Annotated in this window: 14 protein-coding genes; 6 read left to right on the top strand and 8 right to left on the bottom strand. The window is 43.1% G+C overall.

What is annotated here, in order from left to right:
- Window positions 1-102 precede the first annotated feature (102 nt).
- Complete coding sequence (locus tag V7K36_RS07405; RefSeq protein ID WP_442948444.1) at window positions 103-1866, bottom strand: PAS domain-containing sensor histidine kinase; 1764 nt, start codon at window positions 1864-1866, stop codon at window positions 103-105.
- A gap of 53 nt (window positions 1867-1919) precedes the next feature.
- Complete coding sequence (locus tag V7K36_RS07400; RefSeq protein WP_335114480.1) at window positions 1920-4502, bottom strand: sensor histidine kinase; 2583 nt, start codon at window positions 4500-4502, stop codon at window positions 1920-1922.
- Between the two features lie 393 nt (window positions 4503-4895).
- Here V7K36_RS07400 and V7K36_RS07395 point away from each other — a divergent pair, with 393 nt between their 5' ends.
- Window positions 4896-5483, top strand: a complete 588-nt coding sequence (locus V7K36_RS07395) for a Uma2 family endonuclease (RefSeq protein ID WP_335114478.1) — start codon at window positions 4896-4898, stop codon at window positions 5481-5483.
- A gap of 336 nt (window positions 5484-5819) precedes the next feature.
- Here V7K36_RS07395 and V7K36_RS07390 read toward each other — a convergent pair whose 3' ends face one another.
- Both V7K36_RS07390 and V7K36_RS07385 read right to left on the bottom strand, forming a co-directional pair.
- The gene (locus tag V7K36_RS07390) at window positions 5820-6212 is read right to left on the bottom strand and encodes a hypothetical protein (protein WP_335114476.1); all 393 of its coding nucleotides are present in this window, start codon (window positions 6210-6212) and stop codon (window positions 5820-5822) included.
- A 93-nt stretch (window positions 6213-6305) separates the two neighbouring features.
- Window positions 6306-6911 (bottom strand): hypothetical protein, encoded by a 606-nt coding sequence (locus V7K36_RS07385; RefSeq protein WP_335114474.1) that lies wholly within the window; start codon window positions 6909-6911, stop codon window positions 6306-6308.
- A gap of 226 nt (window positions 6912-7137) precedes the next feature.
- On the opposite strand from V7K36_RS07385, the gene ada reads away from it, so the two are divergent.
- The 4 genes from ada (at window position 7138) to V7K36_RS07365 (ending at window position 14595) form a co-directional block, all read left to right on the top strand.
- Complete coding sequence (ada, locus tag V7K36_RS07380) at window positions 7138-8223, top strand: bifunctional DNA-binding transcriptional regulator/O6-methylguanine-DNA methyltransferase Ada (RefSeq protein WP_335114472.1); 1086 nt, start codon at window positions 7138-7140, stop codon at window positions 8221-8223.
- Window positions 8207-8851, top strand: a complete 645-nt coding sequence (locus tag V7K36_RS07375; protein ID WP_335114470.1) for a DNA-3-methyladenine glycosylase family protein — start codon at window positions 8207-8209, stop codon at window positions 8849-8851. Before ada ends, V7K36_RS07375 begins: the two co-directional genes overlap by 17 nt.
- 571 nt (window positions 8852-9422) lie before the next feature.
- Window positions 9423-11885 (top strand): UDP-galactopyranose mutase, encoded by a 2463-nt coding sequence (gene glf, locus V7K36_RS07370; RefSeq protein ID WP_335114468.1) that lies wholly within the window; start codon window positions 9423-9425, stop codon window positions 11883-11885.
- A gap of 478 nt (window positions 11886-12363) precedes the next feature.
- The gene (locus V7K36_RS07365) at window positions 12364-14595 is read left to right on the top strand and encodes a family 1 glycosylhydrolase (protein WP_335114466.1); all 2232 of its coding nucleotides are present in this window, start codon (window positions 12364-12366) and stop codon (window positions 14593-14595) included.
- 98 nt (window positions 14596-14693) lie between these two features.
- Here V7K36_RS07365 and dapF read toward each other — a convergent pair whose 3' ends face one another.
- Window positions 14694-15533: a diaminopimelate epimerase gene (gene dapF, locus V7K36_RS07360; protein ID WP_335114464.1), complete on the bottom strand. Its 840-nt coding sequence runs from the start codon at window positions 15531-15533 to the stop codon at window positions 14694-14696.
- 69 nt (window positions 15534-15602) lie between these two features.
- Here dapF and V7K36_RS07355 point away from each other — a divergent pair, with 69 nt between their 5' ends.
- Complete coding sequence (locus V7K36_RS07355) at window positions 15603-15818, top strand: Hfq-related RNA-binding protein (protein ID WP_334826740.1); 216 nt, start codon at window positions 15603-15605, stop codon at window positions 15816-15818.
- A gap of 85 nt (window positions 15819-15903) precedes the next feature.
- On the opposite strand, the gene V7K36_RS07350 is transcribed toward V7K36_RS07355, so the two are convergent.
- The 3 genes from V7K36_RS07350 to bchM all read right to left on the bottom strand — a co-directional run bounded on the left by V7K36_RS07350 (window position 15904) and on the right by bchM (window position 17691).
- On the bottom strand, window positions 15904-16284 hold the full coding sequence (locus V7K36_RS07350; protein WP_335114462.1) for a DUF423 domain-containing protein: 381 nt from the start codon (window positions 16282-16284) through the stop codon (window positions 15904-15906).
- Between the two features lie 79 nt (window positions 16285-16363).
- The gene (locus tag V7K36_RS07345) at window positions 16364-16843 is read right to left on the bottom strand and encodes a hypothetical protein (protein ID WP_335114460.1); all 480 of its coding nucleotides are present in this window, start codon (window positions 16841-16843) and stop codon (window positions 16364-16366) included.
- A 161-nt stretch (window positions 16844-17004) separates the two neighbouring features.
- Window positions 17005-17691 carry a magnesium protoporphyrin IX methyltransferase gene (bchM, locus tag V7K36_RS07340; protein ID WP_334826742.1) on the bottom strand — a complete coding sequence of 229 codons (687 nt, stop codon included), beginning with the start codon at window positions 17689-17691 and terminating at the stop codon, window positions 17005-17007.
- Between the last annotated feature and the right edge of the window lie 80 nt (window positions 17692-17771).

Genomic DNA, 17771 nt, shown 5'->3' with positions numbered 1-17771 from the left:
CACCTGTGTCAAAAGTCACGTTTGAATGGTTACTTTTGTCACTAATATACGGATGCAAGAATCTTCAATTCCATTTTCCCAAATTTAAAATCTAAAATTCGGTCAGCTAATAGGTAATGTAAACCAGAAGGTTGCGCCTGCATCTAATGCACTGTTTACACCAATTTCGCCGCCGTGAGCATTGATGATTTGCTTACACAGATACAAGCCCAATCCCAAGCCTACAGAATTGCCGATACTTGCACCCCGAAAGTAAAGGTCAAAAAGCCGATCACTTTGTTGTTGACTAATTCCCACGCCGTTATCACTAACAGTACAATAAATCATGTCATCCTTACGGGTAGCGTTGATTGTCAAAACGAATTCCGGGGGATTGTGTTTCAGAGCGTTGACGATTAAGTTAGAAAAAACTCGCCATAGTTGCGTGGGATCAGCATTTACCAATGGTAAATCTGCGGATACCAGATTTGTCAGCTTGGCTTGATTTTGCTCTAGCAATGGCTCTAAATCTGCGATCGCAGCTTCGACAACTGACAGTAATTGTACGGGTTGGCGTTGTAAAATAACACCTCGGACTTCGCTGACATGAGCTTCCATCAACGAATTAATTAAGTTCAGTTGGCGATCGCTACTTTGAATCATCCGCTCTAAAATTGAGCGTGAAATCGAAATATTTTCCTCTGGACGTGCAAGCAAATTTTTCAGCACCATTAAAGTACCCAGCACTGGGTTGCGTAAGTCGTGGGAAACTGCATGGAAAAATATTCGTAGTTCTTCTTCAGTTTGTTTGCGTTGGGTAATATCTTCAATCAAACCTTCGTAGTAAAGCAGTTTAAGATGTTCGTCATAGATTGCATAGGCTTTTTCCGAAATCCAGACAATACTCCCGTCTCGGCGATAAATTTGGGACTCGAACTCGGAAACCCTGCCATACTTTTCCATCAGGCGCACAAATTCTATGCGGCGGTTCGGATCAACGTACAATTGTTCTATATCAGTGAAATTTGCTGTCACCTCCTCCGCTAAGGAGTAGCCATAAATGCGTGCTAAAGCAGGATTTGCCGTAATGTAACGTCCATCGGGACTGCTTTGAAAGATCCCTTCAACAGCGTTTTCAAAAATGCTGCGATATTTAGTTTCTGCAACCTTAAGCTTTTGGTACGCAGATTCTAGTTCTTGACGGGCGTAAAACTCAGAACGTTGCAGGCGATCGTACAGATAAACACCGATATCACATATAATACAAAACCAAGATATGTATAAAATGAAGGTTACATTATATATTTCTGGGTGGTCGGGGATTGGTGTTTTTAGCCCAAGTGCCGTATTTACACCAAAATAGTAAATCAGCACACTCACTTGAGTCAGCAAGTGAAGAATCCAGCAGACTGGCATTAATATAGCTTGGCTTAAAAATAGCAGCGACCAACCGATGGTGTCGGGTAGTGCGAAACCCCTGATGGTTGCAAACAACTGCGATGCTAGACTAATTGACCAAGAAGACCCCAAAAATAATAAATCTGGACGATGGCGACCTAACTTAGTTTTATGTAAGGCAAAGCAAATAATTATACTTATAACCATTGCAACATTGATTACAAGGCTTTTAGCTCTAAGTACTTCTGGCAGCCTTTCCAACTCCTTTAAAGGGAAAAACAAGCCGTAAATGTCTCGCAAAGTAAAAGACAACAGACAAATCAGCACCAGCGATAACCAGAAATGTAATCTCTGCCACAAAAAACGGTTACGCCAAGCTTTGTAAAGAGTAGTCATTTCATCTGTTGTTGGTGCAGAAAAGGTTCTTCTCCACCACCTTTGCACTGTTGTAAATTGAGTAGACATTTGCATCCGAGCAACTTTGCCCATACTGTCGAGAGTGTTTCCCTTACTGGTTATTTACTCTCGCACTTTTTGGTGATTTATGGGCGATTTGTTGCCGATGAAGTTGCTAGAGGTAATGTAAACCAGAAAGTTAACCCGCGCTTGCGGTTACTAATAACACCAATTTTACCACCATGTGCCTTGATAATTTTTCGACAAAGATACATTTTTAAGCCAATGCTTGTAGAACAAGAATCTTGGGGATCGCGAACATGCAGATCAAACAGGCGATCGCACTCTACTTTACTCATTACCACGCCGTCATCTTGAATCTGAGTGCGAATCATTCCAGCTTCAACGGTGACACTCATAGTCAAATTTAATCCTGGTGGATTATTTTGCAAGCTATGTGTTATTAAATGTGCCAAAACTTTCTGCAACCGAGTCGCATCTGCCATTACTAACGGTAAATCTACGGGAAGCAAGTTCTTCAGAGTCGCTTGATTTTGTGTCAGTATGGGTTCCAACTGGGCGAATATTCCTCCCAGTAGGGTGCTAATTTGCACAGGTTCGGGCTTGATTTCAATACCTTGTTTTTCACAGGAATTAATTTCTAACAATGAATTAATCATCGTCAGTTGGCGATCATTGCCTTGAATCATCCGCTCGATGATTGAGCGAGATACTTGAATTGGGGAAGGTGGGGACCCCTCTGGGGATAAGGGGTAATGGGCATGGGGCATTGGGCATTGGGCATTGGTTATTAATTCTGCTCCCCTGCTCCCCTGCTCCCCCACTCCCCCACTCCCCACTCCCTGATTTAACAAATTCTTTAACACCATCAAGTTACCCATCACCGAAGTTCGTAAATCGTGAGCAACCGTATGTAAAACAACATCTTTGACGCGATGCAATTTTTCAACTTCTTGCATTTTCTGCTGCAACTGTGCTGTCCGCTCTTGTACTTGGTATTCTAGATTAGTGTTAAGTTCTGCTAGTTTTTGGCATATCTGGCTTTGCTGAATGGCGATCGCTACCTGTTCTGACATCTGCTGTAACAAATCAATTTCTATTGGCTGCCAATGACGCGAACCTGAGCATTGATTGGCAATTAATGCCCCAAATAATTCGTTGTTTAGCATAATTGGTACAGCCAAAGTAGCCTGCGTTTGGAATTTTCGACAGTGTGCTTTTACTCTGGGAGATACTGATATTTTTGTTATATCTTCAATGACACGGACAAGATTATCTTTTAGTAAGTTTCTCAATTCTTGTAAATAAGCTTCATCATTAGTAGACCAACCGGAGACTGATGGATACTTGGGATCTACCGATTCGGCAATAGTTCTGACTCCTAAATTGGCATTATTTAAACCAATGAAAACTCGATCTGCTTGTAGAAATTGTCTGACTTCCGTCACGGTGGTTTGGAGAATTTGCTCTAAGTTAAGCGAAGACCGAATTCTTACTAAAGTTTCTGCTAATAAGCGATCGCGTTGTGCAGAAAGTCGTAATTGCGCTTCTACCTGTTTGCGTTCTGTAATGTTGTGATGCACTGCTAGGATGCTCTTGTTACCATTCAAATCAATGATTTCGGCTGAAAGCAGTGCTGTAATTATCTTCCCAGACTTTTGCCGAAATTCAAATTCCAAGTTGCTAACAACTCCTGTGGCTTGCAACTCCTGTAACAAATTCAGGCGATCGCGATCGTGTAACCAAAGATTTAACTCAAAAGCAGTTTTACCAATCACCTCATCTCGCTCATAACCTGAGAGTTTCACAAAACTGTCGTTAACTTCGATAAAGCGTCCTTCTTGCAGCGTACTAATAGTAATTGAATCGGGGCTGCAACTAAAAGCTTTAGAAAATTTTTTAGCAAGATTTTGTAAGCTGACTTCAGCTTGTTTGCGTTCTGTAATATCTCGTACAATTGCTAGTATCTCATCTTGACCACTCACTACCAACCGCGCCTCATAATCTCTCACTCCCAAAGGCATTGGTAGTTGATATTCGCAAGTTTGCAAAGTTCCAGAATCTAAAGTTTTAGCGATCGCTACTTGGCTAATCGCCGCAACATCACTAGGCAATAACTCTTGCAAATTTTTTCCAACTATTTCTTCTCTCGAAAGAGTGATATTTTCTCCCTCACTTTTCAAATCTAGATACTCACCATCACGGCTGATGCGAAACATCAAATCGGGGATAGCATCCAAAATTGCTTTATACCGCGCCTCACTCTCAAGCAATTTTTCTTGGGCTTGTTTTCGGTCTGTAATATCCATAACTAAGCCATTCCAAAGAACATCGCCTGTTTCTTGTAATTCGGCTTGCGAAGTCCCTTGAATCCACTTAAGTTTGCCACTAGGCGTAATGATGCGACCTTCCCAATGCCAAGGTGTCAGAGTGGTTCTACAAACAATAATAGATTCTGTAAAAGCTTTTATATCCTGTGGATGAATTAGTTTGTTTAGCACCTGGAAGTCTGCCTGTAAAGCTTCTGGTTCTAATTCATACAAATATTGACAACCAGAACTAACATAAGGGACAAACACAGAGCCATCCTGCCGTTGCAGAATTTGGAAAATCATTCCTGGTAAATTGACAGCAATTTTTGAGATCAGGTTAATAGCCTCTTGCTGGCAATTTGGTGCATACAGCCATTTTACAACGGTTTCATCCACTCTTTGACCCTTTGATAGACAAGCTATTGATGTACAATAAAAAGCTAGAATAACCAATTTAACAGTTTTAATTCTGTGGGCATAATTGCTAACAGAATCAAAATATAGCAATCCTAAATCATTCGTGAGAGAGAAAATCGCTGAAAGGCTTTAAAATACGTACTTTTAATCTCAGTATTTTCTCACGTTTCAATTCGGATTGCTATAGTACCTTCTTTCAGAGTAGTTCCTGATGAGGCCATCGCATTCACCCAATCGGGTGAACCAGTTGTCAAAGATGTCAAAAAGCGAATCAGTTAAGGACTAAAATCCTGACTACAAACTTATTTACCCAGCATAGTTGACTTGACAAACTACTAGAATAGATATATTGCTTCTCCCCAAACTGATAGCATGAATACTACCACCGTCAGTTTACCTCCTATCCTCGAATTAAACATCGACCTGACTGACGAGCAATTTTTTCAGCTTTGTCAAAATAATCGAGACTTAAAGTTTGAGCGGACGGCTTCAGGGGAATTAATTATTATGCCACCTACGGGGAGTAGTACTAGTGACCGGAATGCTGATTTAACTTATCAATTAAGAGTTTGGAGTCGTCAAAATAAACTAGGGAAATCTTTTGACTCTTCTGGTGGTTTCAAACTTCCCAACGGTGCAGAGCGTTCTCCAGATGCGTCTTGGGTGAAAATGGAACGGTGGAATGCTTTGAGCGAAGCAGAAAAAGAAAGATTTGCTCCTTTGTGTCCCGATTTTGTGGTTGAGTTAATGTCTCCTAGTGATTCCTTAGAAAAAACGCGAGCCAAAATGAGGGAATACATGGAGAATGGCGCAAGATTGGGCTGGTTAATTAATAGAGGGCAGCAGCAGGTAGAAATTTATCGTCCCAATCGAGAAGTTGAGATTTTTCAAAGTCCTAAAGCTCTATCGGGAGAAGATGTTTTGCCAGGATTTATTTTAGATTTGGCGGAAATTTGGTGAGTAATATCATGTCCGCTTGATTGCTTATTAACCCCGAAGAACCCCACCCCTTAATCCCCTCCCCGCCGGCGGGGAGGGGAGACAAAAGACCTCTTGCAAAAGTCCCAAACACCCCAGCCTTAATCCCCTCTCGAAGAGCGACGAGGGGAGACAAAGCGTAGCTTTGGCGGGGTAGGGTGCAATGACTGTGTGAATCATAACTAATTATGCGGACATGATATAATTCGCCTACCCTGAATCAAACGCACAGAAAAAAGATCCCCGACAACTTTTACGAAGTCGAGGATCTGTGGGTTGCAATTCTCACAAATGATTTAGGATTGCTATAGTAGAAGATTATGATAATTTAATTTCACGAATAGCCCAGACAAGTACTTCCAAAAACTCTCTGAGAACCATCTCATCATTCAGAGGAGAAAAGGGAATATACCAGCAATAAGGATTAATAGAAATTGATGTTCCTACGACAGACTTAAATCGAGTCAGAAGTTCTGCTTTCTTCTCTTCTAAATCGAATGGTGGCTGGTAGGCACAAATTTCTACAGTGGCATTACTCCAAACTCGGAAAAAAGTGTGATTTTTTCCCTTGTAATTAAATTTAGGAACAAAAGAACCCTGACTTTTACCTGTACCCCATTGAATCTGCAAGGTTTGAAGAGTCGCCCATTCTAGAATCAGACTGGCTACCTGAGCGGCTTTTGGACTGTATTTAGTCTTAACTTCTTTCATGAAAGTTGATGCATCCCATTGTCTTTTCTCTAGAGGAGGTAGGGAAGTACTCTTAGTTTGACCAATCACTCTAGGAACCAAAGTTTTCAAACCCTAGCCCACATATTGTTTAATCTCTACTGCCAACACATGTGCCGGACTCATTTGCCGATTTAAAAACTCGACTATCCTCTGAAGTTCAGCAGGAATCTTATCAGCCACAAAGACGAGACGGACTTTACCTAATTGCAAGTTGGTTTTGACTTGTTGCCAAAACTTTTCTAAATCAGCCTCTTCGTTGCCAATTAAATCCATTAGTAGCTGTTCAGCATTGGAATTAGCTTCAAACTGGGCACAGATTTTCTCAATTGACCAATAAACTACCGCATTAGCTGCATAGTCAAGCATCTGGCCAACCACTTCTCGCCGAATCCGGGTATCGGTGCTGCGTTTAACTTCTACGATAGTAGGAATTCCATCTTGGTCGAGAAATAAATGATCGAGCGCCCAACGTCCAGCACTGTTTTCGCTATCTGGTATTGCTATCTCCCGTGAGATTAACAACCAGCGTCTTGGTGCAGCACTGTCTATTTGTTCTCCTGCTAACAAACTCGGATAGTCAGATAGTAGCTTTTGCAGCCCATCCTCTGATTCATAGGGTTCTTCCTTCATTTCAACTAATTGACAATTATCCTGAATCAGGTAAATACCACCACTCATAAAAATTCCCCTGTGTTGACCTAATTTAAGGTTCCCGGTTTGATCGAGCAGTGAACACCCGTTCAGCGAGTTGGTAGATTAAAAAACTGAGATAATCAAGTTTGATCGCAACAATCAGATAGAAAGTAGTTTATCGATACATTTAATCTAGTTTTACCTAAAGACAAAAACTAATAATAGGCACTCCAAAGTGGGGATACTTTGCAATACATCCAAGGAGGCATCAATGCAATTACAACAGACACAACTTTTGGAAGAAACTCTTTGGCAAGCAGTTCTCAATCAAGATCCCACAATTGACGGCAAGTTTTTCTACGGTGTTCGCTCTACAGGCGTTTATTGCCGACCGATTTGCCCTAGTCGCAGACCAAATCGTCATCAAGTTTGTTTCTTCCAGTCGGCACAAGAGGCTGAGATTGCAGGTTTTCGGCCTTGTAAACGCTGTCAGCCACAATCTGAAACAGTTCCAAATCCAGGGAAAGCGAAAGTTTTAGCAGTATGTCGATACATTGAAGCACAAGGCGATCGCATCCCAACTCTCGCGGAATTATGCTCTCAGGTGGGAATGAGTCCCAGTTATCTGCAAAGGATATTTAAGCAAATAATTGGCGTATCGCCCTTTCAATATGCAGATGCACTGCGTAGCCAGCGATTGAAGCAGCGTCTCCAGTCAGGCGAAGAAATTGCTCATGCAGTTTACGACACGGGGTATGGTTCAAGTAGTCAACTGTATGAGAAAGCACCTAAGCAACTAGGAATGACACCAAAGACTTACCAACAAGCTGGAAAGACAATCAGCATTGTTTATGCGATCGCTCTATGTCCACTAGGATATTTGCTTGTGGCAACTACAGAAAAGGGTATCTGTGCCGTTAAACTAGGTGATGAAGCAGACAAGCTTGAACAGATTTTGAACCAAGAATTTTACCAAGCGCACATCATGCGTGATGACCAGACACACAAGGAATGGATACAGGCAATCCTCGACTTGATTGCGGGAGATGAAAGACATCTCGATTTACCACTTGATGTCCGTGGGACAGCATTTCAAAAACAAGTCTGGCAAGCATTACAGAAAATTCCCTATGGCGAAACCCGCACCTATGCCGATATCGCTCGTAATATTGCCAAGCCACAGGCAGTCCGCGCGGTGGGAAATGCTTGTGGAGCTAATCCGATAGCGCTGATTGTACCATGTCATCGTGTATTACGGAGTGATGGCAGTCTTGGTGGTTATCACTGGGGGATTGAGCGCAAACAAAAACTGCTTGTACAAGAATCGAAATTGAGCAAAGATGACTCAAACACCTGAACTAGAATCGCTGACTGAAGAAAGTCTAACCCGTGGTTTGCTGGTGCTTGCCAATCTTGATAGCGATTTGGCTCGAATTTTAGAAACACTTGGATCTCCACCTATGTGGTTAAGAGAACCGGGTTTTGCAACGCTGTTGTGCATAATTCTGGAACAGCAAGTTTCGGTAGCGGCTGCAAGGGCTGTATTTAATCGGCTATGTGGGGTTGTTGTATCGTTAACACCAGAAAATTTTCTGACATTGGATGATGTTCAATTGAGAGGGATTGGATTCAGTCGGCAAAAGATTCTATACTGTCGTGGGTTGGCGAATGCGATCGCTTGTGGTCAGCTTGACCTCAGCAAGCTGGAAAGAATGGATGAAACTGCGATCAGAACTGAGCTAAAGTGTCTCAAAGGGATAGGAGACTGGACAGTTGATATTTATTTGCTAATGGCGCTGCAACGTCCTGATGTCTTTCCCAAAGGCGATTTAGCGATCGCGATCGCTCTACAAAAACTCAAAGGATTGGCGACGCGGCCAACACCAGTTCAACTGGAAGCAATGACACAGCACTGGCGACCGTGGCGAGCAGTTGCTGCAAGACTTTTATGGCACTACTACTTGAGTAATGCCAATTCTCCCTAAACTTGCACTTAATGCAATACAGTTCAGTTAAGCATTTCTTTCTTCTTGCATCCTCTGCGTCTTCTCTGCCAGATGCTAATCATGAATAGATTTAGACAAGACGCCACATGCAAAGCTCGTCGGCAGAGCCGTCCAAAACAGTGGCTCCCCAACTTGTACGAATTACTACATAAATGATTTTTTTCGAGGTAAATTGTGTTTCTAGCCATGCGGTAATAATCGGAAACCAATTTTTTTCAATTGTTAGGTTTAGTAATGAAATTAGGACTTACGCACTGTACAAATTAGCCATAATGTGTTTGATGGAAAATGCCCGTTTCAAGCGCTGCTCACAACGCTGAATTTCAATATCAGCCTTTCGGCATACACAAGGTTATGGCTTTAGTAAAATTTGGCAGAGACTGGTATCTGTTAATTGAGAAAAAATTCATACCTAAGAATAAAAAAGGAGTCGATTATCATTTATTTAGATAGATGAATAACCGGGCAAAAAAAGCAAATATTAAAAATACTTATAAGAGGAATCAAACTTGTTATTCCAATATTCGGAAAGTTGAGTTAATTATTATTTATGTCAAGCAATATGCAAGTAGAAAATAACGGTGCTAGTAACGACGTCAGTCATATTGTGTCGCCAAAGCTGAGTGAAGCAAAGCTATCGGAACCAGCCAAATTCCAATCATTAAAGACATCATCGCTGAATTTATCCTCACTCAATAAAACTTCCCGAACCAAAAAATTTACAGATACACCTGATATAGTTTGCCTATCTCATTTGCGTTGGAATTTCGTTTATCAAAGACCACAACATCTTCTAAGCCGCTGCGCTCAAGGAAAGCGGGTGTTCTTTATCGAGGAGCCAATTTTTAGGCAGGAGCCATTGGGGCGATTGAATGTCAGCCAAGATGATAGTGGAGTTATTGTTGTTGTACCACACTTACCAGAAGGTCTGAGCGAGGAAGCAATAAACGCAGATTTACAAGTGTTGATTAATGGTTTGTTTATAGAGCATAGCATCAACAAGTACATTTGTTGGTATTACACTCCAATGGCGATCGCTTGGACATGTCATTTGCAACCCCAAGCAGTTATATATGATTGCATGGATGAATTGTCTGCCTTTAAGGGAGCATCACCGACTTTAAAAAACTACGAAGCAGAACTGTTTCGTCGTGCAGACTTAGTGTTTATAGGGGGACAAAGCCTTTACGAAAACAAGGTGAATCAGCACTCAAACATTTATGCATTTCCTAGTAGCGTAGATGTAGCCCACTTTGGACAAGCAAGAACTTTTAAAGAAGAACCAGCCGACCAAGCAAATATTCCTCATCCTCGTCTTGGATTCTTTGGTGTGATTGACGAACGGATGGATATTGAACTGCTGGCTGGGATTGCCGAGGCTCGCCCTGATTGGCATTTAATAATAATTGGACCAGTTGTGAAAATTGACCCAGCAATTTTGCCACAGCATGAAAATATTCATTACCTCGGTAGTAAAGACTATAAAGAGTTACCTGCATATCTGGCGGGTTGGAATTTGGCAATGTTGCCGTTTGCGCGAAACGAATCAACACGCTTTATTAGTCCAACTAAGACTCCAGAGTATCTTGCCGCAGGTAAACCAGTAGTATCTACCTCAATTCAAGACGTAGTACGCCCCTATGGAGATTTGAAGTTAGTACGAATTGCAGACACTCCTGAAGAGTTCGTCACTGCCGCAGAACAGGCAATGCAAGAAGATACTCCAGTATCAGGATGGTTGAATCGGGTAGATGCCTTTTTAGAGCAAATTTCTTGGGATCGGACTTGGGGATCAATGATGCAGTTGATAGAGTCTGCGATCGCTAGCACACAAGATGCCACAGTTAATGGTACAAATGGCAAATCTCATATCTCAACAAATATCCCAGAAGCACCAAGCATCATTACCAGAGAGTTTTTATTTGATTACTTAGTTGTCGGTGCGGGGTTCTCTGGGAGCGTTCTAGCTGAACGTTTGGCGAGAAACTCTAGTAAAAAAGTATTGGTTGTGGATAAGCGTAACCACATCGGTGGTAATGCTTACGACCATTACGATAACCACGGTATTCTCGTACATAAATACGGCCCCCATATCTTTCACACCAACTCACGCGAAGTTTTTGAATACCTCTCACAGTTTACTCCCTGGCGTGCTTACGAGCATCATGTTCTAGCCAGCGTAGATGGACAACTCCTTCCCATCCCCATTAACCTTGACACCATCAACAAACTCTATGGAATGAACCTCAATTCATTCCAGGCGGAAGAGTTTTTTCAGTCGGTTGCAGAACCGAGAGAAGATATCCGTACCTCTGAAGATGTAGTCATCAGTAAAGTCGGTCAGGTACTTTACGAAAAGTTCTTCCGAAATTACACGCGTAAACAATGGGGACTCGATCCATCGGAACTTGACAAAACAGTAATTGCCCGAATTCCCACCCGTACTAACCGCGACAGTCGATATTTCACGGATAGTTACCAAGCAATGCCACTGCACGGCTTTACCCGGATGTTCGAGAATATGCTAAATCATCCGAATATCAAGCTAATGCTCAACACTGATTACCGTGAAATCCAGAAAGGAATACCTTGCCGCGAAATGGTTTACACTGGCCCAGTTGATGAATTTTTTGATTATCGCTACGGTAAACTACCTTATCGCTCACTAGATTTTAAACACGAAACGCATCACACCCCTGTGTTTCAGTCAGCGCCAGTGATTAACTATCCGAACGAACAGCTCTATACCCGTGTCACCGAATTTAAGTACCTGACTGGACAGGAACACTCCAAAACTAGTATTGTTTACGAGTTTCCCAAAGCAGAGGGCGATCCTTATTATCCCGTGCCACGTCCTGAAAATCAGGAAATTTACAAACAATACAAAGCGCTGGCTGAGGTAAAGCCAGGGGTGCATTTTGTGGGACGGCTAGCTACATACAAGTATCTCAACATGGATCATTGTGTAGCGCAGGCTTTGGCAACATACAAACAAATAGCGGTTAAGGCTTGAGTTTGTTGACGTTGATCATGGGCAGGTACTGCCCAGCCTACAATTCTTTAGTGAAGAAAGAATTCAGTCAAATAGATAGGACTTACGCATCAAGTACGAAATGTAGGGGCAATACCTTGCCTTAAGCCGCTTCTCTACGAGACGCTCCGCGTAGCTTGCTTCTCCGTAGGAGTATGCGTCTACATGAATTGCCCCTACGGTAAATCAAGGCTTTCACTACCTTTTTGCCTAAGTCCTGATAGAATTCAACTTCGGAATTCTATGTGACTGAAGGATAGAAAAGTGGATTTAGATCCCCACTAAATCTATGACTTACTGCTTAACAACTAAAGTTTTGGATCTGAATATTTCACTAATTAATTTTGAATTCTGTATTCTTCTTGATGGTTTTATGGTTAATAAACCGCAAATATATATTATATCTGCATTATTAAAACGCAGAAATACAAAGCTAATAGAAGCTTTAGTTGTGTAAATTATGACTTTTGTCTTTAACTCAAATAAAGATGCGGTTAATAGCATCTTGAGAGAGAATAATTTACAACTCCCCCTGGAAGTGTGGGCTGGTGTAGAGTGTACAGTTAATCGCGTGGGTAATGAGTATTTTGACCAGTTGGAATCTAACGGTCATGCAATGCGCTTGGATGACTTAGATTTATTTGCGGAACTAGGGATAAAAGCTATCCGCTACCCTCTACTGTGGGAGAGGATAGCGCCTGATGGATTGGAAAATGCTGATTGGTGGTGGGCGGATGAAAGACTGGGGCGCTTGCAGGAACTTGGCATTCGTCCGATTGTGGGATTAGTGCATCATGGCAGCGGGCCGCGTAACACCAGCTTGGTAGACTTGGAATTTCCAGAAAAACTAGCGGTGTTTGCTCGTGCAGTTGCCGATCGCTATCCTTGGATAACACATTACACACCTATAAATGAGCCACTGACAACAGCGCGATTTAGTGGGATGTACGGCCACTGGTATCCTCACGGCCGGGATAATTTAACTTTCGCTCGTGCTTTGTTGGGACAATGCCGTGCAGTAGCACTGGCAATGCAGGTAATCCGGGAAGTCAACCCCAATGCCCAACTGCTGCAAACCGAGGATTTGGGTAAGATTTACAGTACACCAAAGCTGGCTTATCAAACAGAATTTGAAAACGAACGTCGCTGGTTGAGCTTTGATTTATTATGTGGTCGAATCACTCAAACTCATCCCATGTGGGGTTACTTGCGCCACTGTGGTGTCAGTGAGGCTGAACTTGAGGAATTTTTGCAAAATCCTTGTCCACCTGACATCATTGGCATTAACCATTACTTAACTAGTGAACGCTTTTTGGATGAACACACAGAAAACTATCCAGCTTGGACTCATGGCGGTAATGGGCAACATAAGTATGCGGATGTAGAGGCGGTGCGAGTTTGTGCTGAGGGTTTGGCAGGCCCACGCACATTGCTACTAGAGGCATGGGAACGCTATCACCTGCCCCTTGCTGTCACCGAAGTTCATATCAGCTGCACCCGTGAGGAGCAGCTACGTTGGTTTTATGAAGTGTGGAATGCGGCGCAGGAATTACAATCTCAGGGTGTGGATATCCGCGCTGTAACTGCTTGGGCACTCCTTGGCAGCTACGATTGGAATAGTTTAGTCACAAAAGCTCACGGCTACTACGAGCCAGGTGCATTTGATTTGCGTTCTCCACATCCCCGACCGACAGCGATCGCTAAAATGGTACGAGTTCTAGCAACTGGGCATCAACCAGATCACCCGCTACTTGATACCCCAGGATGGTGGCATCGCCAAGAGCGCCTGTTATACCCGGCGCTAAGTTGCAGTGGGGAAATAGGGAGAGCAAGGAAAAGTCAAGCAACATCCCCATCAGCTCCCCTGGCGATCCTCGGTGCGAGAGGAACTCTGGGAAAGGCTTTTGCTCGGTTGTGCCAAGTGCGCGGGATTTCATATCACCTGCTGACGCGTCAAGAGATGGATATTACCGATCCTGCCTCTGTGAATGCGGCGCTTACCCAGTTGAAGCCGTGGGCGGTTGTGAATGCTGCCGGATACGTGCGGGTGGACGATGCTGAACGTGAACCCCATGTTTGCCTGCAAGTGAACGCCGAAGGTTCAGCGATTCTAGCTGCTGCTTGCGCTCAACATAACGTATTGCTATTGACTTTCTCCTCAGATTTGGTATTTGACGGTGCTGTGTCTAATCCTTATGTCGAAACTGATACCGTTGCCCCCCTGAATGTATATGGGTGCAGCAAAGTTTTGGCGGAAAAGCTAGTATTGCAGGCTGACCCAGCATCGCTAGTGATTCGCACCAGTGCATTTTTTGGCCCGTGGGATGATTACAACTTTATCACGACCGCCCTGCGTCAGCTTAGTGCTGGGAATACTTTCGTCGCCGCAGAGGATGGAATTGTTTCACCTACCTATGTGCCTGATTTGGTTCATGCTAGTCTGGATTTATTAATTGACGGCGAGTGTGGGCTGTGGCATTTGGCGAACAAGAGTGCGATCGCTTGGGCTGATTTAGCACGGTTAGCGGCCAAGCGAGCTGGAGTCAGTGTCAGCAATCTGATTGCACTACCCACAGAACAACTTGGTTTAACTGCTCTCCGCCCAACTTATAGCGTTCTTGGTAGCAGCCGAGGTGAATTAATGCCATCCCTTGACAGTGCAATTTCTCGCTACTTGGAAGAAAGAATCTAGGGGTTTATGTGATTAATTTCTTAATCAGTGATCGCCAGATTTGGGCGATCGCTGATTTCTATGGCACTACTACTTGAGTAATGCCAATGGGAAGTCGGTTACAGTTTACCAGTGAATACCCGCTCGGCTGAACCTGTCATGTAAACCCGTTGGTCTACTTCTGACCATTCAATTTGCAAACAGCCACCAGGTAATTCGATAGTGGCGGTGCGATCGCATTTTCCAGTTAGCACGCCAGCTACCAAGGCAGCACAAGCACCCGTCCCGCAAGCTAATGTAATCCCAGCACCCCGTTCCCACACCCGCATTTTCAAATAGTCACGCCGTACCACTTGCATAAATTCGGTATTTATGCGTTGCGGAAAAGCTGGGTGATGCTCGAATTTGGGGCCGATGGTTTCTAGCTCAATTGCTGCTACATCTTCCACAAAAGTAACGCAGTGGGGATTTCCCATACTGACACAGGTGACTTCCCAAGTTTGCCCCGCCACTGCCAACGGCTGAGAAATTACTTTTTCTTCAGCAGGTGCAAGGGTGGTAGGAATTTCGCCAGCGAGTAACCTGGGTAAACCCATGTCTACTTTAACTTGACCATCAGATAAGAGTTGGGGAGTCATCACACCAGCCAAGGTATGAATGCGATATGAGTCTTTATTTCGGGATTCCCCTTCTAAATCTGCTAAAAAGCCAGCTAAACAGCGAATGCCATTGCCACACATTTCTGGTTCTGAACCATCGGAATTAAAAATCCGCATGGTGTAGTCAGTCTCATTTTCTTTCGGTAGGGCAAAAATTACACCATCAGCACCGATACCAAAGTGGCGATCGCACAACTTAATGGCTTGCTCTGGCGTCACTACAGGCACAGATGACGAGCGATTATCAATCAGAATAAAGTCGTTGCCTAGACCATGATACTTAGTAAATTCGATTGCCATTTGCTCAAGGATGAATTATCAAGGATTAGTTACTCTTTATTTTGCCTTGTAGGTTCATCTTTACTAAAAATGCTTACCGAATTTGACACCACTTTACCTAGCATTAGACAAGTCCAAAACCTGATTAAACAAACAATACCAGTAGAGTTTAAGCTGCTGACTGGTGATGTACTGACAGGAAGGCTTTTATGGCAAGATCCACACTGTATCTGTATTGCTGATGAAAACAGTCAGCAAACCACTGTTTGGAAACATGCGATCGCTTATATTAAACCAAAGAGCTAGTCATTTGTCATCTGTGAATAACTGTGTAATTTTAACCAAATGGAGTTAGGAGTTAAGAATTTTTAACTCCTAACTCCTAACTTTTTCACAACTTCAAATTCCAAGCAGCAAAAGCTAAAGCACCCCAACCAGCAATCAAAACTGTGCCGCCTAGTGGTGTGATCGCTCCCAAGAATTTAATACCGGTTAAGCTAAGGGCGTACAAGCTTCCTGAGAAAATAGCAATGCCAATGATAAACAGCCATCCACTGGCTACGAGAGTGGGTTGAGGAAATTCGGTGCGACTAATTAGTAATGCTACGAGAAAAAGTGCTAGAGCATGATACATTTGGTAACGAGCGCCAGTTTCAAAAATTTCTAGTGATCGCTCACTAATTTTTTCCCGCAAGGCATGGGTAGCAAAAGCACCAGCAGCAACTGACAAACCGCCTAAAATGGCAGCTACGCTCAAAAAAATCTGCGTCATTAGACCTAGCTATAAGTTGGTCATTAGTCATTGGTCATTGGTCATTAGTGAATAACAAAGGACAAAAGACAAATGAGAATTAGACATCAAAATGATATGATATAGCCCCTTCTTCGTTCACCTTAAAGTTTGCATTGAATTCTTTAGCTTTTTGATCTAAATATTGTCTGGCGTTGGTTGCGGGTAGTTGTGACTGCATTGCAAAGCCTAAAACAGTTACACGTCCCTGATTCTCTTGTAGCATCTCATAAAAAACTGATTGCAGGCGATCGCTAACTTGTTGATTAAGCGCCTTTTTCTCCTGTCGGCTTTGACGGTACAATCCCAATGCTAACCATGCACCCAGTGTTAGGGTAGGAACGCCAAAAATTAGACCACCAACAGCACTATTATCATTTTCATAAGTAGCATTTGGTGCGCTAAAAGTATCCGCATCTTGCACTGGTATGTATACCTGACGTGTAGCAAATTTTTCCCATGTCGCTGTTGCTGATAGGGTTAAAAACATGAATCCGAGTGTCAGTAGCCAACCGGCAGCCAATTTTTCAGCAGTTTTCATAGTTCCACTTTAGATTTACACTTTGCTAGCGATTTTAACCTGACTTTCGCAAAGGTTCTAGTATATCAATCTACTCCTGATGATAGTTTTGTCAGCGCTTGTGCCTTGAGATTGTCAAATCGCAGCAAAGCTATAGTATTCATCTTGCTGCGATTTTAACTTCACTTACGTGTAGCTTCCAGTAGGCGGGAAAAATAGAAACGAGTCTTCGTCATCGCTTTTCGTTGCAATGAAAAGCCATTACTTTCCAAGATTTTCACGACATCAGCCTCACGATGTAAATATGCACGAGTGGCTTTACTTGGGCCAGGAAAGAAACTGCCAATTTTCTTGAGTATACTTAGGGCGCAGGTCTTCGGCGCAAAACTGAGAATTATCCGCGACTGTGCCAAAGAACAGAGGTGAGAAATCATCTCATCGGCTTTTTCTTGGGGGTAGTGGATGAGAACATCCAAGCAAATAACAGTATGGTAACTACCACTCAATGATTCCAAATCCTGCACGGCAAAAGTGGGATTTTCAGCATTTGGCAAGGTTTGCTTGGCTCTATCCTTGCCTTCTTCCACCATTTTTTCAGAAATATCGGTGGCATAGACTTTGGCACCATCTACCGCCAGGGGGATGCTGAGACTACCGACACCACATCCAGCATCGCAGATTGATAGCTCTGGTAAATTGTTATCAGCCTTCAGCCAGCCGAGAACTGTATCCACGGTTTGCTGGTGTCCATTGCGGATGTCTAGTTGGATTTTGTTGACTTCGCCATCGCCGTAGATTCGCTTCCAACGGTCAAACCCTGTGGAATTGAAATACTCACGAACAATTGTTTTATCGTCAGCTACGTTCATAAACTTTGATTTTTAGGGGTTCCCAATGCTTCAAATTATCATTGATAGGAACCCAGAGGAGCGCTCTTCCAGATTTTTCG

Origin of the sequence: Nostoc sp. (assembly GCF_036919555.1) — a bacterium.
In the GTDB taxonomy this organism is placed as follows: Bacteria; Cyanobacteriota; Cyanobacteriia; order Cyanobacteriales; family Nostocaceae; genus Nostoc.
The sequence above is the reverse complement of the archived record's forward strand: the minus strand, read 5'-3'. Positions and strand labels throughout refer to the sequence as shown.

Bases quoted from the DNA above. Each gene is read 5' to 3' on its own strand.
- V7K36_RS07405 (WP_442948444.1), bottom strand. From the start codon at position 1,866: ATGGGCAAAGTTGCTCGGATGCAAATGTCTACTCAATTTACAACAGTG.
- V7K36_RS07395 (WP_335114478.1), top strand. From the start codon at position 4,896: ATGAATACTACCACCGTCAGTTTACCTCCTATCCTCGAATTAAACATC.
- V7K36_RS07390 (WP_335114476.1), bottom strand. From the start codon at position 6,212: ATGAAAGAAGTTAAGACTAAATACAGTCCAAAAGCCGCTCAGGTAGCC.
- V7K36_RS07385 (WP_335114474.1), bottom strand. From the start codon at position 6,911: ATGAGTGGTGGTATTTACCTGATTCAGGATAATTGTCAATTAGTTGAA.
- ada (WP_335114472.1), top strand. From the start codon at position 7,138: ATGCAATTACAACAGACACAACTTTTGGAAGAAACTCTTTGGCAAGCA.
- V7K36_RS07375 (WP_335114470.1), top strand. From the start codon at position 8,207: ATGACTCAAACACCTGAACTAGAATCGCTGACTGAAGAAAGTCTAACC.
- glf (WP_335114468.1), top strand. From the start codon at position 9,423: ATGTCAAGCAATATGCAAGTAGAAAATAACGGTGCTAGTAACGACGTC.
- V7K36_RS07365 (WP_335114466.1), top strand. From the start codon at position 12,364: ATGACTTTTGTCTTTAACTCAAATAAAGATGCGGTTAATAGCATCTTG.
- dapF (WP_335114464.1), bottom strand. From the start codon at position 15,533: ATGGCAATCGAATTTACTAAGTATCATGGTCTAGGCAACGACTTTATT.
- V7K36_RS07355 (WP_334826740.1), top strand. From the start codon at position 15,603: ATGCTTACCGAATTTGACACCACTTTACCTAGCATTAGACAAGTCCAA.
- V7K36_RS07350 (WP_335114462.1), bottom strand. From the start codon at position 16,284: ATGACGCAGATTTTTTTGAGCGTAGCTGCCATTTTAGGCGGTTTGTCA.
- V7K36_RS07345 (WP_335114460.1), bottom strand. From the start codon at position 16,843: ATGAAAACTGCTGAAAAATTGGCTGCCGGTTGGCTACTGACACTCGGA.
- bchM (WP_334826742.1), bottom strand. From the start codon at position 17,691: ATGAACGTAGCTGACGATAAAACAATTGTTCGTGAGTATTTCAATTCC.